A 23442-nucleotide genomic window follows, 5' to 3' on the forward strand; every position below is an offset into this window, starting at 1 on the left:
GCCCTGCGGGCAGACAAAGTGCCGGAACGGATTCCGGCACTGCCAGCAAACGCCGCCGGGGAGGGAAGTCGTCCCCGGCGGCAGGTAACACCCTTAGAACGAGAACGTGTTCGAGAGCTGCCAGGTCAGGCCTTCCTGGATACGGGACAGCGCCACGGAGCCATCGGGCTGAATATTGACCGGGACGAGGTGAGCCTTCTCGCCGACGTTGCGGAGGTTCAGCTGCACGCGCCAGTTGATGCGATCGGAGAGCTGGCGGTGATAGCCGACCCACAGGTCGACATGATCGTCGGTCGGGCCGTGATAGGGCTGGTTGATGTCGAGTGTGCCCTTCACCGCGTCGTACTTGTAGCCGAGGACGCGCTTGTCCTCCCAGCGGTAGGCGACGCCGACATTCACGTTCTTCAGCACGCCGGTCTTGAAGTTGTAGTTCGTGACGGCGTTGAAGCGCCACGGAGCGACTTCGGGAACCTGGCTGCCGATCTGGGCCTGGAGCACCGCGTAGGGGGCGAGGATGGTGTCGGACCATACCTTGCGGAGCGGGTCGCCGCCCCACAGGCGGATCAGGCCCGCGTCGCCGGCGAGGAACTTCGTCATCTGGTCGATCCAAAGGCCGATCGTCGGGCTGATGGCGTCGCGCATCGCTTCGGTCTTCGAGAAGTTGACCGAGACGTTCCAGTTATCGAGCGGCTGGGCCGCGATTTCGACTTCGACGCCCTTCGAGGTGGTGTCGACCGAGGCGACCGGGCCGGAGCCGAAGCTCTTGAGGCGGCCGGCATAGGCGGGCTGGAGGCCGAGGCCACCGTTGGCGCCGAAGCCGCTCGCACCGTAGGTCGGCACGGAGGCATAGCGTTGGGCGTTGGTCGTGGCGGCGTGCATCGCCGCAACATTCATGCCGAGGCCGTACTCATCGACGAACTTCTGCGTGAGCGGGAAGCTCTTGAAGTAGTCGTTCACGATGGCCTGGATGCGCGGCTTGTCGGGCGAGCCGTCCGGGAGGGTGGCAATGCCGTTCCAGGGCCAGCCCCAGTTGCCTTCGCGGAGCTGCGGGTCGGAGATGCCGTCGAGCGCGGCGAGCGCGTGGGTGGCGCCCCAGTAGGGAATCGCCCAGGAATAGTAGAGATTGCTGGAGAAGCCCGCGCTGTCGGCCTGCAGCGTGGCATTCTTCATCTTGGTCTCGTACTTCGTGACCTTCAGGGAGAGGCGGTCATTCAGCGTGCTGATGACGACGCCGTAGTCCTTTGTCTCGGCCTTCGGGTTGTCGATGCCGTTGCCGAAGATGTCGCCGCGCGGAGCGTCGGCCTTGAAGTTCTCGGAACGGTTCACGAACACGCTGAGGCCCGTGCCCAGCGGCATCTTGGAGCGGAGGCGACGCGGCATGTGGAGGACCACGCCCCAGCTCTTGGTTTCGCCGGCGACATTGCGCGGCGTCACCGCGACTTTGCCGTAGTCGAGGGTCGAGACGTTGTTGGTGCCCTTCGGGCCGGCCCGGTTCTCGGTCGTGATCTCGTCACGGCGCCAGCCGAACGTCGGGACGATCGTGTTGTCCAACATGTAGCCCTGCCAGATGAAGGCCTGGGACTTGATCTCGAACTTCTGGAGCTGGGTGTCGGAGTAGAGCTTCGGCCGGTCGTCCGGATTGTCGTAGTTCAGCACGCGGAAGGAGTCCGAGCGCCAGCCACGATAGTTCGAGGCGATGTCGCCCTGGGTGCCGGTGGTGACGACCGGGACGCCGTTGGCATCGTAATCGATGTACGTGCCGGGGGCGGACGGGTCGACCGAGGCGTTCCAGTGCGAGTCGAAGTAGCGGAGGGCGACGTTGCCGTTCGGATTGATGGTCTGCGTGACCGCGCTGAGGTTGGCACCCGAAGCGCTCGAGCGGCCCGACAGGGAGGGCCCGAGATAGGAAATCCAGTCGTACTGGCGCTCGCCCGTGGTGATGTCGGTGTTGAGGGCATTCGCTGTGTTGTAGGCCGGATCGGAAGCCCAGCGCGTGAAGCTGCGCTGGTCGGTTTCCTTGGATTCCTCGGAGTAGAGACCGGTGAACACATGGCGGCCGAGGATCTTCGTCATCCAGTTCTTGCCGAGGTAGTCCTCGGAGTTGAGGTCGGCGAAGGCGGTCAGGCGCTTGTTGTCACGGTCGATGTAGTTCTCCGTGTTGCCGTACTGGCCGGAGTTGCCGACGTACGGACGCCCCAGATTCGGGTTCGGGGTGCCGTCCATGCGGTGCGTATTGATGTCGACGCCGAGGATGTACTGGTCGCCATTGAGGAACGCGAGCTGGCCGTCCTCGTAGCGCTGCATGTCGTACACGAACTCGAAGCCGAAGCGGTCCTTGAAGAAGGTCTGCGAGATCGCGATGTTCGCGGCGTCCCAGTTCTGCCACTCGCGTTTGTTGTTCCCGTCGATCAGCTGGTTATAGAAATCAAATATCGTCGGGTCGGAGAGCGAGACGTTGGAATAGTACTTGCCGCCGGGCACCGCCACGCGGGCGTAGTTGTTGAAGGTCGTCACGGCCCAGAGCTTCGCAAACTCGATGCCGGCGATCGGCGTCGTCTTGCTGCCGGCGCCGATGGGCGTGCCGTTGGCCTTCGGGGTCATGCTGTAGAGCAGGCCGGTGGAGTCGAAGAACGAGGCAATGTTCGGATTGCCCATGCGGCCGAACGAGCTTTCACGGAACCACGGATACGCCGCGGAGGTGCCGAGGTAGTTGTTGCCCCACTGGTCCCACGTCGTGAGCGGGTTCAGCGTCAGCTTGTTCATGTTGGCGACACCGTTCGAGGTGCCGGTCCTGAACCACGGCGTGATGCCGTCGATCGGCGGCAGCGAGCGGGGCCGATTGGCGTTCACGTTGCCGTTCTCGTAGTTGACGCGAATTGAGGTGCGCGACTCGGGGCCGAAGAGCTTGGGCTCGTAACGCACCGCGCCGAAGAGGCGGCGGTCGCGGTTGAACGCCGGCTTCTGCTGGTACTTCGTGCTGTCGTCCAACGCCGCGAAGCGGAGGGCGAGGACGTCCTTGATCGCGACGTAGTTGAAATCAGCGGACCAGCGCACGGAGCCGAAGCGGCCCATCCGGTTCTCGACCTTGTTCGAGTTCTTGAAGGTCGCGGTGTTGATGCTGGTGTTGATGATACCGGCAGGGCTGCCGACGCCGAAGAGGATCGAGTTCGGGCCGCGCTGCAGGTCGACGCGGTCGACGATGTAGGCGTCCCACGGGATCTCCGTCAGGAAGTAGTCCCGGGTGTTGTCCGCCGCATCCAGGCCGCGCACGCGGGTGTTGTTGCTCGGGCGGAGCAGATTCGAGATTTCATTGTAGGTCGAAGCGCCACCCGCGGCGGAGAAGTTGCCGCGCACGCCGGCGATTTCCGTGTTGGTCGTGTAGACCAGCAGGTCCTGCTGGTTCTTGGAACCCGTGTCCTGGAGAAACTGTGACGTCACCACGCTGATCGCGGAGGCCACGTCCTTCAGTTCCGTGCGGACGCGCGTGCCAGCGAGCGTGCTCGTCGCCTGGTATCCGCGATCCTCGGACGCCTCCACGAGGAAGGGCGAGAGGACGAGGGGCTCCTCCTGGGCGGCGGAGTCGGCCGCAGGTCGGGCCGGAGGCGGAGCACTCTGCGCGTTAAGCGCAGGTGTAACCGCAAGCGAGAATACGGACGTGAGACAAAGCGCACGTAGCCGCAGGGAATGGCGGGTCATGATCATTCGGGGGCTTGGGGTGGTTGGTGTTGGGGCGATCTTCGCGAAGCGGAGACCGGCTGCGTGCGCCCGGAAGATCCGGGACCGCGCTCAGCATGCCGACTATAACGGGGGGCGACGGGCGAGTGAATGAGTTCACTTGCACCGCAATTAAGTCTTATTGCCGGTAAACCTTGCGGGTTTTCCTCGGAGCGCGCGACGGGGAACTAGTCGGACTGAATGCTCTTTGCTTCGGTTTTGCGCCTGAACTCGCCGGGAGACTCCCCGGTGAGCCGCTTGAAGACGACGCACATGTACTCGACATGCTCAAAGCCGGCCAATTCAGCGATGCGCTTCAAAGGGAAGTCAGTCTCCATCAACAACTGCCGAATCTTCTCCACCTGCACGCGGCGGATCTCCGCCTGGGGGGAGCGACCAAGGTGCCGGCGGAACTTCTTTTCGAGCTGGCTGCGCGACGCATGGGCGTGCGCCACCACCTGATCCACCGTGAGACCCTGGCAGGAGCGCTCGCGAATGATGCTGAGTGCCGCCGCCACGTTGCGGTCATCGATTGCGAGCACGTCGCTGGACGGCCGCGTGACCATCCCGACGGGCTCGATGCGTTCGTCCAACGCCGAATGATCCTCCCCCGCCAACATGGCGGCCAGCACCTCGGCTGCGCGATACCCTGATTGATACGCGTTGGGCGCCACACTGCTCAGCGGCGGATAGGCGAGTTCGCAGCGAATCGCGCCGTTGTTCGCTCCCACCACCGCCACTTCCTCGGGCACGAGCAGTCCGTGCGCGTGCGCCGCGGTCAGGATCTGCTGGGCCCGAATATCGAAGCACGCCATCACCCCGCACGGCTTCGGCAGTCGCTTCAGCCAGTCGGCCAGCGCCGTGATCTGGTCGATGTCCCACGAGGGGGTGACGTCTCCGGGGTAGTTGACGTCGAACACGTTGCACTCACGGCCGGCGAGCTGCAGCGCCTCGATGAAGCCGTCGCGGCGCTCGCAGGACCAGCCGTCGTTCGAGAAGCCGGTGAAGCCGAAATGCTGGAAGCCGCGTTCCAGGAAGTGTTCAGCCGCCAAGTGCCCGATGGCCACGTTGTCCGGCCGGATCTTCGGCACCCCCGGAAAACGCGGCACGTCGTTCAGGTCGACGAGTGGGATCCGCAGCTTCCGGCAGGCCTGCACCAGGCCCGGGGTCGTGTGCCGGCTGATGATGCCGTCCCAGCGCTTGCTCTCGAGCCAGCGGGGATCGACCTCCGCGCGCGCCTCGTCGTCGTGAAACGCCGTCCAGATTTGGTGAGTGCGCTCGTAGTGCACGATGCCCCTCAGCATCGCCATGCATTCCTCGAAGCGGGTCAGGAAAACGAGGAGAACTTGCGGCCGCACAACCGCGAAGCTGCTGGCTGGCGCGGCTGACGCAAGTCCCGGATGACGGAGCGGCTTCAGGCGGGCGTCGCTCCTTCGCGCGCGCGCCGCGCCCGGAGCTCGGCTTCGATTTCGCCGACGCGCCGATCGGTGAGCGGGTAAAAGCAGGCCACGACCAGGGCCAGCGCGCCCAGCGCCGCCGGAATCAGGCTCATCAGCAAGACGAGGCTTCGCAGGACGGTCGGGCTCTGCGCGATGTTGGGCACGAACCCGGTCGCCGAGAGCATCGAGCCAGCCACCAGCCCGCAGACCGCCCAGCCAAACTTCTGCGACATCGTCGAGGCGGAGAACACCAGCCCTGTCGCCCGCCGGCCGTTCTTCCACTCCGAATAGTCCGCCGTGTCCGCGTACATCGCCCAAAGCAGGACCGCCAGCGGTCCGCCGGCCACGTTGCCGAGGAACTGGAATGCGAAGATCAGTCCCACGGCGTGCGCCGGCAGCCAGAAGTACACCGCGTTGCATGCCGCCGAAGCTGCGATCAGGAGGAGGAAGGCGGTCTTCTTGCCGACCCGCGCTGCAAACCAGCCCACGCCCAGCACGCCCACGATCGAGCCGGCGTCACCGGCCACGCCGAACGCGGCCCACAGGTCCTTGAACTCGCACAGGCGCGGCGCGTCCTGCCACGGCAACTGCACCATCTGCGGTCCGACGAAATACTTCAGGTAGTGCGCCGTGATCGTGAGCCGCGTGGAGATGAAGAGGATGAAGGTCAGCGTCGTCCCGAGCAGGATGAGCCACGGGCCGTTCCGGAACAGGTCCTTCAGGTCGCGCCCAATCGACGTTTTCTGCTCCGGCGGCGGCGCCACCCGCTCTCGGGTGCCGAAGAACGTGACCAGGAAGAAGCCGACCGCCACCGCTGCGACGACTATGAACGAGAGGCTCCAGCCCCGCTGCGGGTTGGCCGCCCCGCCGAAGCCGTCGATCATGTACGGCAGCGTCATCTTGATCACCAGTCCCGCTCCAAAGGCGAAGACGAACTTGATCGACGACACGCGGGTGCGCTCCACCGGGTCGGGCGTGATGACGCCGAGCAGCGCGGTGTACGGGATGTTCACCGCGGTATAGAGCATCATCATCAGGTTGTACGTCAGGTATGCCCACACGAGCCGGCCCGTCATGCCCAGGCTCGGCGTGGTGAACAGCAGCACGCCCATCAGGCCAAAGGGCACGCAGCCCCACAGGATCCAAGGGCGAAACTTGCCCCACCGGGTCTGCGTGCGGTCGGCGATGATCCCCATGATCGGGTCGTTCACGCCGTCCCAGATGCGGGTGAGCATGAACATCAGCCCGGCCGCCGCCGCCGTGATGCCGAAGACGTCCGTGTAGAAGAGCAGCAGGAAGTTGCTGAACGAGGCCCAGAACAGGCAGGAGGCAAAATCGCCGCAGCCATAGGCCAGCTTCTCGCGCAGCGGAAGTTTCGTGACGGGGTTGGTCATTAAAAGATTGGAGCGCCCGCGCTTTCCCTGCCTGCCCCGGGCCGGCGCGTGGCGGGCAAACGCGCGCGGGGCCAGGGCGCTCAGCAGGTGTCCGCCAGCGAGTGCCAGCGCAGTGCCCGACGCAGCCGGAGGAGCGTGATCGGGCGCGTGAACTCGAGTTCCACCGTCCGGGCCTCATCGGGGTAGAGCTCGAAGTAGTTGTCGCTTGCGCGATGTGGCAGGCCCGGCACGTCGAACGCCAAGCGGTGCTGGAAAACCGGTGCGGTGAAGGTCAGTCGCGCCCGCCGGGCATCGATCAGTTCCGCCTGCACCCGCACGCGCGCCTTGGGCAGGTTCAGGAACCGCGGCGCCGCCAGGAACACGGTGTCCTCGCTCACGCGCTCCCCGCCAATCTCGAGCGCGATGCGCAGGTAGAGCGTGTCGCGGTCGTGGCGCGCCAGCGCCGCGTCGAGCGCGACCGTCCGCTGGAGCACGCTTTCTCCCGGGCGGAGCGCCACGCGGTGGCGGCCGTGCTGCACCACGCGGCCATCGAGATGGAAGAGATCCCACCGCAGCACGCCGGACGCCGGCTGCGGCGCGTCGTAAACGGTGTACAGGTGCACTTCGCGCGGGGGCGGCGGGCGGTAGTTGCCGATGCCCGGCGTGTCGTCGGCGGGCACGTGTGCCGTGACCAGCGCCGGCGCGAAGAACCGGCGTGCCACAAAGTGCAGCGCGCGCCACCGGCCGGTGTATTCGATCGAACTCCATGAGGCCACCGGCCAGCAGTCGTTGAGCTGCCAGTAAAGCGCGCCCATGCAGTGCGGCATCAGCCGCCGGTAGTGCTCGACCCCCGTCTGGATGCAGTACGCCTGGTTCAGTTGCGAAAGATAGATGAGGTCGGCCTGCGTCCGCGGCAGTCGGTAGCGGCGGAACACGTAATCCAGGATCACCTGGTTGCCGCCGCGGTTCTTCTGGTGGTTCTCCATCGCCGGGCCGAACAGGTTGCCGGCTTCCGGCGCGCAGAACGTGGCCTGCGTCTCCGGCGAGCTGTAGCTCTGCATCCCGAACTCCGAGACGAAGCGGAACCGCCACTTCTCGTAGTCCTTCACTGGATGCCGGGCATGCCAGACGTCCCAGAAATGCGTGTCGCCGAGTTTCTCACCCGCGGCGTGGCCGTTGCCCGCTCCGTGGCCATTGCCGGTCCCCGGGCGGTGCGGCGACGATGGCCAGTACGCGGTGATCCCGTCCACGCGGTCCACCACCGTGGGCAGCGTCTGGTGAAACAGCGCGTCGTACGCGGCGCGGTGCGCGGGGTCCTGCAGGAGGTCGGTGTTGAGCCCCTCGATCTCGTTGTTGCCGCACCAGAGCGCGAGGCACGCGCGGTGCCGCAACCGCCGCACCTGCTGCTCCGCCTCCTCCTCGACGCTCTGGAGGAATGCGCGGTCGCCGGGATAGATCGAGCAGGCGAACATGAAATCCTGCCACACGAGCAGACCGAGTTCGTCGCACAGGTCGTAGAAGTCCTCGCTCTCGTAGATCCCGCCGCCCCACACGCGGATCATGTTCATGTGCGCCTCCGCCGCGCTGCGGAGGTCGCGCGCATACGCCTCCCGCGTCAGCCGCGTCACGAACGCGTCCGCTGGGATCCAGTTCGCGCCTTTGGCAAAGAGCGCCCGGCCGTTCACCCGAAACTGGAAGGTCTCGCCGGCGGCGTCGGCGTGCCGGTCGAGTTCGATCGTGCGCAGGCCCAGCCGGCGAATCCATGTGCCCAGCGCGTGGCCGTCGGCATGCCGCACCTCCACCGCCAGGCTGTAGAGCGGCTGCGCCCCTTGGCCGTTGGGCCACCACAACTGCGGCTGCGCCACGCGCAGGCGCGTCCCCGTGCCTTCGGCCACGACGATGTTGCCGAGCTTCAGCCGGTGATGGCAGGTCACCGTCCGGTCCGCGCGCGCCAGTTCCGGCGTGAGATCGAGCGTCACCGAACCGTCGTCCGCGTGCTCCTGCGTCACCCGCACGTCGACGAGCCGGTTGCGCGTCCAGCCTTCCAGCCGGAGGCCCTTCCAGATGCCCGCGGTGACGAAACGGGGCCCCCAGTCCCAGCCAAATTGGCACGGCTGCTTGCGCACCACCTGGCTGCGGCCCACCGGGTCGTTGAACTCCCGCGGCTGATGCCCGCGCCGGTGCGTGCGGATGTAGCCCATCGCGCTCGCGAAGCGGATCGTGAGCCGGTTCCCCGTCGCGCGCAGGTGCGGCTTCACTCGCCAGCGGTGGCCGACGAACATGTTCTCCGTCCGGCCCACGCGGCGGCCGTTCAGCGTCACCGTCGCCACGGTGTCGAGCCCGTCGGCGGCGAGTTCGACGACCTCCTCCGTCAGCAGCGCCACGGGGACGTCAAACTCCGCCGTGTACTCCCAGTCGTGCTCCTCGATCCACTGCAGCGCCGTTTCGTTCGCGCCCCAGAACGGGTCGGGGATGACGTCGTGGCGCCGCAGGTCGAGGTGCACGCAGCCCGGCACCACCGCGTCCCGCCAGGGACCGTCCGCCGTGGCGTCCCGGAACTGCCAGTTGGCAGAGTTGAGCGGGTGGTGGCGCACGGCGGCGAAGCGCGTCAGCGCTTGAGCGAATGATCCTTGATGAACTGGACGATCTCCTCGGCCTGGCAGAAGCACAGCGCGGAGAAGGTGTCCGCGGCGCCATAGTAGATCGCGATCCGGCCCGTCGCGGCATCGCACAGGCAGCCCACCGGGAAGCACACGCCCGGCACGAAGCCGGTCAGCTCGTACGGCGCCTCCGGGCAGAGGATGGCCTGGTCGGCCGAGGCGATGAGCTTCCACGGCTGCTCCAGGTCGAGGAGCATCGCGCTCATCGAATAGACGTAGCCGTTGCAGGTGTTCGTGACCGCGTGATAGAACAGCAGCCAGCCCTCGCTCGTCTCGATGGGCGACGGTCCGGCGCCGATCTTCATGCCCTGGAACCACGGCCAGCCGCGGCCGAAGATGTGCCGGTGCCTGCCCCAGTGGGTCAGGTCGGGCGACTCGCTGACGAAGATGTCGCCAAACGGCGTGTGCCCGGTGTCGGACGGCCGGGAGAGCATCAGGAACTTGCCGTTCACCTTGCGCGGGAAGAGCACGCCGTTGCGGTTGTACGGCAGGAACGCGTTCTCCAGCTGCTCGAAAGTCACGAAATCGGTCGTGCGCGCGAGGCCGATGGTCGGGCCGTGGTAGCCGTTGCACCAGGTAATGTAGTGCACGCCGTCGATCGGGGTGACGCGCGGGTCGTAGGCGTACTCGTGACGCCGGACCTCCGGGTCGTCGCATTTGAAGTCGATCGGCTTGGGCTCGAACGTGAACTTCAGCCCGTCTGGGCTGCGGCCAACGTGGAGGTGCGGCACCCGGTCCATGCCCTCGGTGCGAAAGACGCCGATGAACTCACCCTTCCATGGCACGACGGCGCTGTTGTAGATGCCGGTGACGCGCGGCAACGGCCGCCGACCGATCACCGGATTGGCGTCATAGCGCCACACGAGGTCCTGGTTCCCGGCAGGACGTGGCTGCCACGGAATGTTGGGAAGAGGAGATCCGACGATCTTGAGTTGCATGGCGGTGAAGGATGGCGGGCTTCGATCCGCGGCGTGGAACGCGGGGGCAGGAGGGCGGGGAACAGCCTCAACTCTACGGGTGGGCGCCGTCGTTGTTAATGAGTTCTATTGTTCGGGTCTTGAGAGCGGGCGGCGGGAGCGACGGCGGGCGCCGCTCCCGGTGCGTTTCGACGCGGAAACCAGGCGTGTCGGGTGAATTAAGTCGGCGTCGGGCGCCGGTAGGGCTCGACTATCAGCGATGCTTAGCCGGCGCGTAGGCGGACTACTTGGCGGGGGTGAGCCGGAAGAGCGCCACGTCGTGGGTGTCCACGCGCACCGTCAGCGGCTTGGTCGTGTCGCCCGCCGCCCGCTTGGCCCAAAGGTCGCGTACCTGATAGGGCCGGCGGTCGAGGGTCCAGAGACGTTCCCAATCGATGGTGAGGTCGGCCGGCGCGTTGCCGGTGTTGAGCGCGCAGACGGCCCAGTCGCCTTCACTCAGAGGCTTGATCCAGATCTCGATGGCGCGCGCCGGTTCGGCCAGCGCCCGGAAGCCCTGCTTGCCGAGTTTGTCCTGGTCGATGGCAATCACCTCACGGTCCGTGAGGATGGCCTGGATCTCCGGCTTCATGTGCCGGACGTCGTTTCCGGCCATGAGCGGCGCGGCCAGGATGCACCACAGCGAGAAGTGCGCGCGCGATTCGGCCATGCTCAGCCCGGCGTTGCCCACCTCGAGCATGTCGGGGTCGTTCCAATGCCCGGGACCGGCGTATTTGCCGATCCCGTCGGGCCCGATCGAATCCACCAGCGAGTACTGGAGGTCGAGGATGCGCTTCCAGCCCATCTCCCAGCCTTTGCGGCCATCGTAGGAGTCGTAGATATCGCCGGATGTGCGCCAGAGGTGGCCGATGCCGGAGGCCCACTCCCAGGGCTTGTTCTGGCCCCATTCGCAGATGCTGAGGACCACGGGCCGGCCCGCGGTGTAGAGCGCGTCGCGGATCCGCGTGTAGGCGTCGCGCGCGTCGGCATTGCCGCGGTTGCACCAGTCGTACTTCAGGTAATCGATGCCCCACGCCGCGAAGGTGCGGGCGTCCTGGAACTCGTGTCCCCAGCTGCCGGGATAGTCGGCGCAGGTGCGCGGTCCGGCGCAGGAGTAGATGCCGAGCTTGAAACCGCGCTCGTGCAGGTAGTCCGCCAGCGCCTTCATGCCGCTGGGAAACTTGGCGGGGTCCGGCACGAGGTTGCCCTGCTCGTCGCGCTGCTTCTTCGACCAGGTGTCGTCGATCACGATGTACACGTAGCCGGCATCGCGCATGCCGTTCGCCACCATCGTGTCGGCCGTCTGCTTGATCAGCGACTCGTGGATGTCGCTGGCGAACGTGTTCCAGGTGTTCCACCCCATCGGCGGGGTGAGGGCGAGATTCTCGAATTTCTGAGCCATCGCGGTGAGGGCGAGCGTGGAGGCAAGCAGGAGGGCGAGGGGCTTTCTCATGTGACGGGGAGGTTCGCGCCGCGGGCACGGATGGTTTCGCGGTACCACGCGTAGGAGTCCTTCGGCGTGCGTTTCTGGGTCTGGTAGTCGACGTGGATCAGGCCGAAGCGGTCCTTGTAGCCTTCCTTCCACTCAAAGTTGTCCAGGACCGACCAGTAGAAGTAGCCGGCGACCGGCACGCCGTCCTTGAGCGCCCGGCCGATCGTCGCGAGGTAACGTGCCATGAAGTCGATCCGCTGCGGGTCGTGCACCTGGCCGTCGAGGTGAACGAAGTCCGTGTTGCAGAAGCCGTTTTCCGTGAAGACCACCGGTAGTCCGTAGCGCTCGTGCTGCATCCGCGCGGCCCAGTATGGAGCGGAGGGCGCGACGTTGAGCCACGAGAGCGTGCCGCGGGGATTGCCGATGCCCCAGCCGCCGGGCGCCTGCTCCGGTGTGCCGTCGGCCCGGGCGCGGACAAGCCAGCCCGAGTAGCAGTTGTAGCCCATGAAATCCAGCGGCTGCGCGATGAGCTTGAGATCGGCGTCGGTGAATGCCGGCACGTCGGCGCCGAACGCGCGCAAGCCCTCCTCGGGGTAGTGGCCCAGGTACACCGGGTCGCCCCACCAGGAGAGGTTCCACATCGAGCGATCGTGGCACGCGAAGTAGTCGCGCCGCGCCGCTTCGATGTCGGTCGCGCTCTCGGTGGCCGGGATGCGCTCCCGGCCGGTGAGCGCGAGCGAGACCTTCACGCGATCGCGACAACCCGCCCGCAGCGCCTGCACCGCGGTGCCGTGCGCGAGCAGGAGATGATGCGCGCCCAGCAGGCACTCGCGGAAACTCAGCTTGAGCCCGGGCGCGTGCACCGCCTCCTGCAGCCCGAGCCCGATCGAGCAGGGCGGCTCGTTGAAGGTCATCCAGTGCTTCACGCGATCGCCCAGCCGCTGCGCGACGATCGTCGCGTAGGCGCCGAACCATTCCACGAACTCGCGGTTCAGAAAGCCGCCGCGCTGCTGCAGCGCCTGCGGCAGGTCCCAGTGGTAAAGCGTCACCCATGGCGTGATGCCGGCCGCCAGCAGCGCGTCGATCAGCCGGTCGTAAAACTCGAGGCCCTTCGCGTTCGCCGCGCCAGTGCCGTCGGGTATGATGCGCGGCCAGGACAGCGACAGCCGGTACGCGCTGACGCCGAGGTCGCGCATCAGGGCGACGTCCTCGGCGTAGCGATGGTAATGGTCGCACGCCACGTCGCCCGTGTGGCCTTCGAAAATGTTGCCGGGCTGGTGCGTGTAGACGTCCCAGATGGACGGCGCGCGGCCGTCGAGCGCGGCGGCGCCTTCAATCTGGTACGCGGCGGCGGCGACACCCCAGGTGAAATCAGCGGGGAAGTTCATGGGCGGGTCGGGTTACTTGAGGCCGAGGAAGGTCACGACGCGGTCCTGGTTTTCCGCGCCCTGCTCGGGCGTGTAGCTGTGCGCGAGTTCGAGGGTGAGGCCGAGTTTCTTGGGCGCGGTGATGACGTTGTACGCGGCGAACATCGAGGTCGGCGGGCACACGTCGTCGTTGTAGCCCCAGTTGTAGTAGCCCGGCACCTTCAGGCGGCGGGCGAAGTTCACCGTGTCGTAGTAGGCCGTCGTCGCGATCTTCGCGGGCGTGGCGTGCGGCGAGGGCGCGGGATAATTCCACTGCTGGAACGGCCGCGGCCAGCCGCCGGCGCGGCCGTGCAGGTCACCCGTTTGGTCACAACCGGCGGGGTGCGTGACCACGAGTGCCGTGACGCGCGGGTCGAGCGCGGCGGTGACGATCGAGAGCTGGCCGCCCTGGCTGGCGCCGGTCACCACGAGCGTGCGGCCGTCCCAGTTGTCGCGGGACGTGAGAAAGTCGTTCGCGCGGAGGCAGCTCAGGTAGACGCGGCGGTAGTAGTAGGATTCGCGGTCATCGAGATTGTAGAGCCAGTAGCCCTTCAGCGCGCTGCCGTAGAGCGAATCGTACACCTCCTTGGCCAGATTCACCGGGATGCCGTGGATGCCGATCTCGAGCGTGATCGCGCCCTGCGCGGCGGTGCCGGGATCGCCGGCGTACGGACGCACCCCCGCACCCGGGACGCGGAGCAGCGCCGGGTACTTCCCGGCTTTCTTCGGCTCGCAATAGATGCCGTACACTCGCGCCTGGGGCGTCCAGCTCTCGCCCACGGTGCGGAAACTCACGTGGTACACGTTCACCGTGTCGGTGCAGGCCTCGGGCAGCAGCGTCATGCGCGCTTCGAGCGGGACCTTGGCGAGCGCTTCGCGACCCTGCGTCCAGAACGCGTCGAAGTCCTCCGGCTCCGTTTGCGTGGGCTTGATCTTCTCCGGCTCAAACGCCGCGGTCGCGACCCCGCGCCACGTGCGGCCCGCGATTTCGGCTTTCACCGTGCACCGCAGGAAGCCGGGCGCCTGCAACGTGCCGCCGTCGATCACCAGCCCCTCGGGCGGGACCGTGGCAGTCTTCTCCTCGGTCGGACGCGTCTCCTGCCCGGCGGTGTAGGTGATGGAGGCGCCCTCGATCGGCTCGTTGTCCGCAACCACGGTCACCTTGAACTTCGCGGTCTCGCCGAGGCGGTAGGTCCAGTCGCGATGGTCGGGGGCCACGCGCACCTGCACGGCGGCGACGCGCAACTCGACGCCGGGCGGTACGGGCGTGATGGCCACCGGAGTGGCGGCGGGAAGGAGCGCGGGCAGGGCAAGCGCCACGATGCTCGCGAATAGCGGACGGGGGTTCTTCATGGGCCGGGAGGGGAGGGGGCGCGGAGTTTAGCCCAATGCCGCCAGCGGCGGAATGAGCTTCGTTGTTACGCGATTAAGAAATCGCGTCGGCGATTTCTTCACCTTCACTCCGGCGGCGGTACAGCCGCCGCCGGTCAGCCTAGCTTCGAGACGAAGGCGGTCTGCGCCGTGGCGTCGGCGCGGAGCCACAGCGGCGCCGGAGCACCTTCGCCGCAGTCGATCACCCGGACCACGTTGGCGAACGCCTCCGCCGTCGGCTCCATCTTCAGGAGCTGGCTGGGGGCGTCCTTGAACCATTCGGTGTCGAGGAAGTTGTCGGTCTTCTTCGGGAAGTACGCCAGGTACAGCATGTCATGCTCGACCAGATCGTTGAAGAAATGCGTTCCCAGTGAGACGTCGGGGATGAGCCGTTCGTGCATCGCGACGACCTCGCAGATCACCGAGGCCCGGCTGATCTCCGCGAACGAGACGGGAATCCCCAGCGCCGGGCTGTGCGTGCCCCAGCGGCCGGGGCCGATCAGCATGAGCCCGCGGTCGTTCGCCGGATGCTGCTGGTTCAGCCGCCCGATCAGTCGCGCCACCGCGTAACGGTCGCGCTCGCGCAACTGCGCGTACGTGTCCTGCACGATGTAGATGATCCGGCTGAGCGGCTGCTCCCGGCTCACGCCAATGACCGCGCCGTGCGCCGCCAGCACGCTTGGCAATGTCGGGTGGGCTGGAGTCGTCACGGCGGTCGGCAGTTCGCGGCGCACCTGGAACGTGCGGCACTGCAGCAGGTGGATGCGGTAGGTGCCGTCGGGGAGGAAGTTCAGCGCAAACTCCGTGTCGACTGGATGCTCATACGCCTCCTCGAGCAGCGTCAGCATGTGACGCAGGTCCTTGGCCACTGCCGTTTCGGTTAGCAGCCGGTCGAACGTCACGCACGGGTAACCCTCGGCTTCGGTCGGCGTGAGGTACAGGTCGACCGGGAAGTCAGTCGGTTCGCAGATCGCCTCGGCGAGCGGCAGCGACACGAACTGACCCTCGCGCAGGTCGAGGCAGTCCATCCGGCGCTGCGAGTGCTCCCGCACCTCCTCAAAGTTGGCCTCGGGCCGGCGCGCCGGGGCGTTGAGCGCCACCAGTCGCGTGTAGTCGTCGTCGCAACGGTCGACCGCGCGGGTGCCGAGGCCGAAGACCAGGCGCAGCACGCCCGCGCGGGGATCGATGTCGGGATGCCAGGCAAAGGGATTGTAGGAGAGCCCGACGCCCGCGGCCTGCGGGTAGTAGTAGCGGCCATGCGGTGCGCCGGACACGCGCATGATCAGCAGCGCCATGCGTTCCTCGCTCTCGAGCAGCCCGCGGCGGCGGCGATAGCGCAGCGCCTCCTCGTCGAGCACGCTCGCGTACACCCGGCGGACGGCGGCGAGCAGCGCGGCCATGCGCTCCTCGCGCGTGCCGCGGTTCACCACGAACACGCTCTCGTACTTGCCGGAGAACGCGTTTCCGCGGGCGTCCTCGAGGATCGAGCTGGAGCGCACGATGTACGGCGACTCGCCGAAGTAATCCAACACGCCCTGAAATTGCTCCAGGATGTGCAGCGGGAATTTGCCCGCGAGGATTCGCTCCCGGCCTTCGTCGAGCTGATCGAGAAAGGTGGCCGGGTTCTTCTGCCGCTCGCGGATCCACCAGACGCTGTTTTGCACCAGGTAGGTGATGAAGACCTCTGCGCCGACGAAGAACGAGTCGTGCACCTCGAGGCGGCTGGCGAGGTCGGGGTCGTTGTCGCGGATGATGGCACGGGCCACGAGCATCCCGAGCGTCTTCCCGCCGACCGAGCCGATGCCGATCATGCGGTCCCGGATCGCCAGGAAATCCTCCAGACTCAGGTAACGCTCCACCAGCGGCGCGATGCCCGACCGGTGCACGCGCAGCGCCCAGCGCACGCGCTCCAGCATCGCCGCGTACCGCTCCGGCTCGCAGTTGCCGTCGCGCTTGTCCTGCGCCACTCGCTGCGCCTCCTGGAAAAGCCGGCGCCAGTGGCCCACGCGGCGGTCGCTCTGCAGCCGCGGCCATTGCGTGCGCGACAGGATCTGCGCCAGCACCGCGCTTTCCTTCACGGGCACGAATGCCGCGCCCTGCCACACGTGGATCGTGTTGATGACCTCGCGCGAGCGGTGCTGCACCTTCACCGGCCGCACATAGAGCCGCTCGTCCAGCCGGAAGACATCCAGCATGAACTGCGTCGTCGCGCGCACCGACTCGATCGCGTAGCTCGAGTGGCGGTCTTGCAGTAGTCCAAAATACGCCACCGTCTCGAGCTCGCGGAGACGCGGGCACGTGAGGCTGAAGAAATTGCCCAGGCTCTGGTCGGACCACCACGCGTCCGCCAGGTGCGTGAGGCAGTCGAACACGTACAGCGCGCCGCGCCCGGCCTCCTCGATCACCGCGTGCACCTGGCGCACGAACGACTCGAAGCCCGTGGTGCAATCCAGCGTGTGAATCTCCGCGCCCGAGTCCGCGGTGAGCAGCGGCGCGTGACGGGCAAAACGGAGGTACACCAAGTGGCGGCCGGCTGCCTTGGCCGCGGCGGCGAAGGGCGCGATCAGGTCGGGGTAGGCGTCGATCGAGTCGACCTGCCAGACGATGTTGTCCCCCGGCTCGATGCCATGGAGCACCCGGTCGAGGCCGGGGAGTCCGGTGGTGACCGGCGGGAGGGCGTGGGTGTGCTTGGGCCGGGTGGACATAACGGGGGGACGGGGTGGTCCGGAGGTGGTGATGAAGACAAAATCGCCGGCCGGGCGCGAGCGCGCGCTCCGGCCGGCGAAGGGGGAACGGGCTCCGCGCGGGGCGGGACCCGGAGGCAGGGACCTCAGACGAGGCCCTGGTCGAGCATCGCGTTGGCGACCTTGGTGAAGCCGGCGATATTGGCGCCGAGCACGTAATTGCCAGGCGCGCCGTATTCCTTGGCGGTGGCGCAGCAGTTGGCGTGGATGTTCACCATGATCTCATGCAGCCGCTGGTCGACCTCGGCGCGGCCCCAATTGAGGCGCATCGAGTTCTGTGACATCTCGAGACCGGAGGTCGCCACGCCGCCGGCGTTGGCCGCCTTGCCGGGGCCGTAGAGGATGCCGGCCTTGAGGTAGGCATCGATCGCCTCGGGCGTGGACGGCATGTTCGCGCCTTCGGAGACGAGCTTGCAGCCGTTCCTCAGGAGCGTCGCGGCATCGCTGCCCTCGACTTCGTTCTGCGTGGCGCTCGGGAAGGCGCAGTCGCACGGCACGGACCAAGGCCGCTGGCCCGCGAGGTATTTGGCGCCCTTGAAGTGCTCGGCGTACTCCTTGATGCGGCCGCGGCGCACATTCTTGAGCTGCATGACCCAGGCGAGCTTTTCGGTCGTGAAGCCCTCGGGGTCGTGGATCGTGCCGTCGGAGTCGGACAGCGTCACCGGCTTGGCGCCGAGCATGAGCAGCTTCTCGACGGTGTACTGGGCGACGTTGCCGGAGCCGGACACGGTGCAAACCTTCCCGGCGAGCGCCTCGTTGCGCGTCTTGAGCATTTCCTCGGCGAAATAGACGGAGCCGTAGCCGGTCGCTTCCGGGCGGATGAGCGAGCCGCCCCAGGCGAGGCCCTTGCCGGTGAGCACGCCGCTGAACTCGCTCTTCAGGCGCTTGTACTGGCCAAACAGGTAGCCGATCTCGCGGCCACCCACGCCGATGTCGCCCGCGGGCACGTCGGTGTTCGGGCCGATGTGCCGGAAGAGCTCGTTCATGAAGCTCTGGCAGAAGCGCATGACCTCGCCGTCGGATTTGCCCTTCGGATCGAAGTCGGTGCCGCCCTTGCCCCCGCCCATGGGCAGCGTGGTCAGCGAGTTTTTGAAGACCTGCTCAAAGCCGAGGAACTTCAGGATGCCGAGGTTGACGCTCGGGTGAAAACGGAGCCCGCCCTTGTACGGCCCGATCGCGCTGTTGAACTGCACGCGGAAGCCGCGGTTGACCTGCGGGCGGCCGGCGTCGTCCTGCCAGGCGACGCGGAAAATGATCTGGCGCTCCGGCTCCACGATACGCTCGAGGATCCGGTTGTCGCGGTACTTTTTGTGGCGCTCGATGACGGGCGCGAGGGTCTCCAGGACCTCGTGGGTCGCTTGGAGAAATTCGGGCTCGCCGGCATTGCGGCGCGCCACGAGGTCGAGGACTTCTGCGATATAACTGTTCATGTGTGCGTGGACAAAGGCTGGGGCAGGGGCTGGGGGGAGCCTGCACGGGCCACGCGCGGACGGACGGCTCAGGCAAGCGCGGGCACGCGACCGTCGGGAAGCGCCGGGGTGACGGCAATACGGAATCCCGTCTTCATGCGATATTTTCGCCGCCTTCTGTGCGGCAGCAGCGTGCGTGATCGCGTTGGCTCGTGGTCCGATACTTCGGCCTCTGGTGCGATCCGTGGCGCTTGGCCCGGATGCTCGGCGTATTCTTGGGAGCACTGCTTTCGCGCCGCCGGCAGTGACGTGGAATCGGGCATGTGACGCGGTGACGCCCTGACCCCGTCTTCAGAAAACGGGGTCAGGGCGTCACCACGTCACATTTCCACGGGGTCAGGCCGTCACTTTGTCACATACTCGCGGCCACTTGCGAGGAGGCTGGCACGGCTCCGAGACCGGCATCGTCTGTTTTGATGAAGGGCGTTCTCCGGCGCGGGGCTTGCGGGGACGCGACGCATGTGGTTCGAGTCACGACGCCTTCCATGCGTGCCCCTCAACTCCTCCTGCTGTCGCTCGCGGCGGCGTTCCTGTGTTCCATTCCTGCCGCGCTCGCGGCGGAGTCAGCGGCCGCCCTCGCGGGTCCGGCGCCGACGCTCGCCGTGATTCCGGCGCCGCTGACGCTCGAGAACGCGGCGGTCGCATGGTCGGTCATTGATGACCGCACGCTCGAACTCGTCGCGCCAAAGCACACCAACCTGTTCAACGCGCCGGACGGAAAGCTCATGCTCAAGGGCGCCCCGATGCTGCTGTTTCCCGCGGCGCCCGAGTTTCTGCTGACCGCGAGACTGTCCGCGCCGCTGACCTCGCGCTTCGATGTGGCCGCGCTCGTCGTGTACCAGGACGCCACGACCTGGGTGAAGTTCTGCTACGAGAACTCCGCCACCCGGCAGCCGACTATCGTGAGCGTCGTGACGCGCGGATTGTCGGACGATTGCAACGCGCTGCCCGCCCCGGCGACGCACGCCTATCTGGCGGTTGCGCGAAAGGGCTCCGAGTTCTCGCTGCACTACTCGGAGGACGGGAAGAGCTGGGCGCTGATCCGGCACTTTGCGCTCGAGCTGAAGCCAGAGGCCCGCGTCGGCTTTGCCGCCCACGGCGCCGGCGCGACCGACCTCGCCGCGCGCTTTTCCGAAATTACCTACGCCCCCGTCGCCCCGAAAAACATGCGCCACCTGCAACTCGCGCCGTAACCAGCGCACCCGCCAATGAACCCTCGATGCGCCGGGCACGAGGGCTGCAATTATTAAGTCCCCGTCAACAACGGCTAACGGGATAATGTCCAGATACTCGGAATAATGTCCGGATACTCGCCGCCCCGAGATGCGCCTCGGGATGGCTCGACCTTTCTGTTTTCGCGAAAGCGAAAACGGCTCAGTCGTCGCTGCCGACGTCCTTCATGTGACCGGAGAGGTAGGAGTCGAAGGCGGCGAGATCGAGGAGACCGTTGCCGGTCAGGTTGAACATCAGGACCTTCTTCTTCCCTTCCTCGCGGCAGCGCTTCGCTTCGTCGATCAGGACGGCGAGCGCGTGCGAGGACTCGGGGGCGGGCACGATGCCCTCGGTGCGGGCGAAGAGCACGGCAGACTCGAACACCTTCAGCTGCGGGCAGGCGACGGCCTCGATCAGGCCGAGCTTCCGGCAATGGCTCACCATCGGCGCCATGCCGTGGTAGCGCAGGCCGCCCGCGTGGATGCTCGGCGGCATGAATTTGTGCCCGAGCGTGTACATCATCATCAGCGGCGTCAGCTCGGCCGTGTCGCCGAAGTCGTAGCGCAGCTCGCCCTGGGTGAGCGACGGACACGAGGCGGGCTCGACGGCGACGATGCGGTACTTTTTCCCGTGCTTCAGGTTTTGCTCGATGAACGGGAACGCGATGCCCGCGAAATTGCTGCCGCCGCCCGCGCAACCGTACACGATGTCTGGCTCCTCGCCCGCCAGCTCCATCTGCTTGATAGCCTCGATGCCGATCACCGATTGGTGGATGCACACATGATTCAGCACGCTGCCGAGCGCGTACTTGGTGTGCGGGTGCTTCACCGTGTCCTCCACCGCCTCACTGATCGCGATGCCAAGGCTGCCATTGCTCTGCGGGTCCTCGGCGAGGGCCTTGCGGCCAAACTCGGTCTCCATGCTCGGGCTCGCGTGGACCGTTGCGCCGTAGGTCTGCATGAGCAGCTTGCGGTACGGCTTCTGTTGATAGCTCACCTTCACCATGTACACCGTGCACTCGAGGCCGAAAACCTGGCAGGCCATGGCGAGCGACGAACCCCACTGGCCCGCGCCCGTCTCGGTCGCGAGACGCTTCGTGCCGGCCACCTTGTTGTAGTACGCCTGCGGAATTGCGGTGTTGGGCTTGTGGCTGCCCGCCGGACTCACGCCCTCATACTTGTAATAGATGTGCGCGGGCGTCTGCAGCGCCTTCTCGAGCCGGACGGCGCGCAGCAATGGCGTGGGCCGGTACAACGCGTACACGTCGCGGACTTCCTGCGGGATCTCGATGGAGCGCTCCGCGCTCATCTCCTGCGCGACGAGGTTGGCGGGGAAGATCGCCGTCATCAGGTCCGGCGTCACCGGCTGCCGCGTGCCCGGATGGAGCGGCGGGGGCAGCGGCTCCGAAAAGTCGGCGTTCAGGTTGTACCAGTGCGTCGGGATATCAGCGGCCGTGAGGTTGAACTGAAGCGGAGTGCTCATTGAAGCGGGGGGAAGAAAGGGAGGGGTTAGCCCGGCGAAAAACCCGTCGACGCTGCACGAGCCGCGACGCGGCGTCACGAAAGTAGTGCGTCACCACGAGGCGGCCGGCTGGGCCGCCCGAAATTGTTCTCTTTCTCGTTCTCGTTCTCTCAATCCGGCGGCCCTGCGCCGAGCCGGGCGATGCGACCTCACGAGAACGAGAACGAGAACGAGAACGTCGCGCCAGCTAGCAGGGCGTGAGGAAGACCAAACGAACACAAAAAAGAGAACGTTAGGAATGAAACATGCCGAAGATACCCTGCGGGTGAACGAATCCCGCCCCGGAAGGCTGGCTGCCGCCGGGAAGCGAACATTGCGTAGCGCGACCGAGAGGAGCGCACGAAGCGTATGGAGCGAGGACTGAAGCCACGTGACTGACCTCCGAAAGTTCCGAAGCCGTGGTCTCCCTGTTCGTTCTAGGGGGGACGAGACCGAAGCACCCGCAGTAAGTCGTGACCGGAAAGGCACGCCGGCCAGGGGTGTGGAGGCTGGCCGGAGGCTAAGAAGGTGGCAGAGGTTCGAGCGGGTATCCTGTGAAGCTGGGAGAGCCGCCAAACCGCTCTGGCAACAGGGCGACTGGACCGCGAGGGACAACCGAAGCGGGCTGGGGAGGTTGGGCGGCAGTCTTAGCGGCCCCATAGTAGCGTTGAAAGCAGGCGAACCTTGGACCGGAGGGAGCCTGTGAGTAGCGAAGGGGAAAGCCGCCGGGCAGAGGAAAGTGCTGAGGGCGCAAACGCCGGGGAGCAACCGCCCCGAGACAGCGTTTCCCAGCGTCAGCAGCACATAGCGAAGATGGCGCGCAAGTATGTCGGCAGTCCGATCACCACGCTGAATCATCATCTTGATCAGCTGTGGCTGTACGAGGCGTACCGGCGAGTGCGACGGGACGGTGCCCCCGGGATCGATGGGCAGACGGTGGCGGACTATGGCCGCGACCTGGACGCAAACCTGAAGGACCTATGGGAGCGGGTACATAGTGGCCGCTACCGGGCGCCTTTGGTGAAGCGGGTGCACATCCCCAAGAACGAAACGGAAACGCGTCCCATTGGGATACCGACCGTGGAGAACAGGGTGCTGGAACGAGCGGTGCAGATGCTGCTGGAGCCGATCTATGAAGTGGACTTCCTGGATTGCTCCTACGGCTTCCGCCCCGGGCGCTCACCGCACGACGCGTTGGCCGCAGTGCGAGAGATCGTGATGCGGATGGACGGTGGTTGGGTGGTGGACGTGGATGTGAAGCAGTATTTCGACACGATCCCGCACCAGCAACTGCGAGACATCGTGAGCCGACGGATACGTGACGGAGTGATTGAACGGCTGATTGCCAAGTGGCTGAAGGCCGGCGTCTGGGAAGACGGGCAGGTGAGCTACCCAGAGGCAGGAACACCGCAAGGCGGGGTGATCTCACCCTTGCTGAGCAACATCTACCTGCACGAGGTGTTGGATCGCTGGTTCATGGAAACGATCAGGCCAAAGTTGCAGGGTAAGGCGGAGCTGATCCGCTTTGCCGACGACTTTATCGTGATCTGCGAGCGCCAGGACGAAGCCCTTGCCCTGGTGGCAGAGCTGCGCACCCGGTTCACCGCTCATGGGCTGACCATCCATCCGGAGAAGACCCGCGTGGTGGACTTCCGGCATCCGTGGAAAAGCGGCCAGGTCCCGCAGACCTTCGACTTCCTGGGCTTCACCCACTACTGGGGGAAGACGCAGCGGGGCGGGTATGCGGTGACGCGCCAGACCCGAGGCAAGAAGCTGCACGCGGTGCTGAGCCGAATCCGCGCCTGGTGCAAAGCGCATCGGCACGACCGGCTCAGCGACCAGCACCGTGAACTCAGCGCGCAAGTGCGCGGGCATTACCAATACTACGGTATCCGCGGAAACTACCGCATGCTCCAGCGCTTCCGCCACGAGGTCGAACGGGGCTGGGCGTACTGGCTGATGCGCCGCTCGCGGGAGCGGCGCGGTCCCGCGGCGATCTGGCGGCTGCTCCAAGGTCACTTGGCGCTGCCGTCCGCTCATATCGTCCACGGCGCCACCCTCGAACCTGGATGCCTGTCACTCTAGCGTAGCGAACTCCTCTGCTTGAAGAACCGGATGCGTTAATTGCGCTCGTCCGGGTCTGTGGGGGCGTCGGCGGCCATACCGCCG

General features: G+C 66.4%; 13 protein-coding genes. 2 read left to right on the forward strand and 11 right to left on the reverse strand.

The features are described from left to right. Positions 1–93: 93 nt before the first annotated feature. The 10 genes from DB354_RS15990 to gdhA form a co-directional block, all read right to left on the reverse strand. The gene (locus tag DB354_RS15990) at positions 94–3696 is read right to left on the reverse strand and encodes a TonB-dependent receptor (RefSeq protein ID WP_158277567.1); all 3603 of its coding nucleotides are present in this window, start codon (positions 3694–3696) and stop codon (positions 94–96) included. Between the two features lie 206 nt (positions 3697–3902). Then, the gene (locus tag DB354_RS15995; protein ID WP_107836655.1) at positions 3903–5072 is read right to left on the reverse strand and encodes a XylR family transcriptional regulator; all 1170 of its coding nucleotides are present in this window, start codon (positions 5070–5072) and stop codon (positions 3903–3905) included. A 56-nt stretch (positions 5073–5128) separates the two neighbouring features. Further along, the gene (locus tag DB354_RS16000; protein ID WP_107836656.1) at positions 5129–6547 is read right to left on the reverse strand and encodes an MFS transporter; all 1419 of its coding nucleotides are present in this window, start codon (positions 6545–6547) and stop codon (positions 5129–5131) included. Between the two features lie 80 nt (positions 6548–6627). Next, positions 6628–9120: a glycoside hydrolase family 2 protein gene (locus tag DB354_RS16005; protein ID WP_107836657.1), complete on the reverse strand. Its 2493-nt coding sequence runs from the start codon at positions 9118–9120 to the stop codon at positions 6628–6630. A gap of 14 nt (positions 9121–9134) precedes the next feature. Then, positions 9135–10124: a glycoside hydrolase family 130 protein gene (locus tag DB354_RS16010; RefSeq protein WP_107836658.1), complete on the reverse strand. Its 990-nt coding sequence runs from the start codon at positions 10122–10124 to the stop codon at positions 9135–9137. Between the two features lie 262 nt (positions 10125–10386). Next, the gene (locus DB354_RS16015; RefSeq protein WP_107836659.1) at positions 10387–11592 is read right to left on the reverse strand and encodes a glycoside hydrolase family 27 protein; all 1206 of its coding nucleotides are present in this window, start codon (positions 11590–11592) and stop codon (positions 10387–10389) included. After that, a complete protein-coding gene (locus DB354_RS16020) occupies positions 11589–12959 on the reverse strand; it encodes a GH1 family beta-glucosidase (protein WP_107836660.1) in 1371 nt (456 codons plus the stop codon). The genes DB354_RS16015 and DB354_RS16020 overlap by 4 nt, the downstream gene beginning before the upstream one ends. Positions 12960–12971: 12 nt before the next feature. Beyond that, complete coding sequence (locus DB354_RS16025) at positions 12972–14330, reverse strand: acetylxylan esterase (protein ID WP_107836661.1); 1359 nt, start codon at positions 14328–14330, stop codon at positions 12972–12974. A 134-nt stretch (positions 14331–14464) separates the two neighbouring features. Continuing rightward, a complete protein-coding gene (locus tag DB354_RS16030; protein WP_107836662.1) occupies positions 14465–17053 on the reverse strand; it encodes a PEP/pyruvate-binding domain-containing protein in 2589 nt (862 codons plus the stop codon). 125 nt (positions 17054–17178) lie between these two features. After that, entirely contained in the window at positions 17179–18522 is a 1344-nt protein-coding gene (gene gdhA, locus DB354_RS16035) for an NADP-specific glutamate dehydrogenase (protein WP_107836663.1), read from the reverse strand. Between the two features lie 524 nt (positions 18523–19046). Here gdhA and DB354_RS16040 point away from each other — a divergent pair. Then, a complete protein-coding gene (locus tag DB354_RS16040; protein ID WP_158277568.1) occupies positions 19047–19754 on the forward strand; it encodes a DUF1349 domain-containing protein in 708 nt (235 codons plus the stop codon). 181 nt (positions 19755–19935) lie between these two features. Here the strand turns inward: DB354_RS16040 and DB354_RS16045 are convergent, their stop codons facing one another. Then, positions 19936–21255, reverse strand: a complete 1320-nt coding sequence (locus DB354_RS16045) for a TrpB-like pyridoxal phosphate-dependent enzyme (protein WP_107836665.1) — start codon at positions 21253–21255, stop codon at positions 19936–19938. Positions 21256–22086: 831 nt separating this feature from the next. Here DB354_RS16045 and ltrA point away from each other — a divergent pair. After that, positions 22087–23358 carry a group II intron reverse transcriptase/maturase gene (gene ltrA / locus DB354_RS16050; protein ID WP_107836666.1) on the forward strand — a complete coding sequence of 424 codons (1272 nt, stop codon included), beginning with the start codon at positions 22087–22089 and terminating at the stop codon, positions 23356–23358. Positions 23359–23442: the final 84 nt, after the last annotated feature.

Origin of the sequence: Opitutus sp. ER46 (assembly GCF_003054705.1) — a bacterium.
Classification (GTDB): Bacteria; Verrucomicrobiota; Verrucomicrobiia; order Opitutales; family Opitutaceae; genus ER46.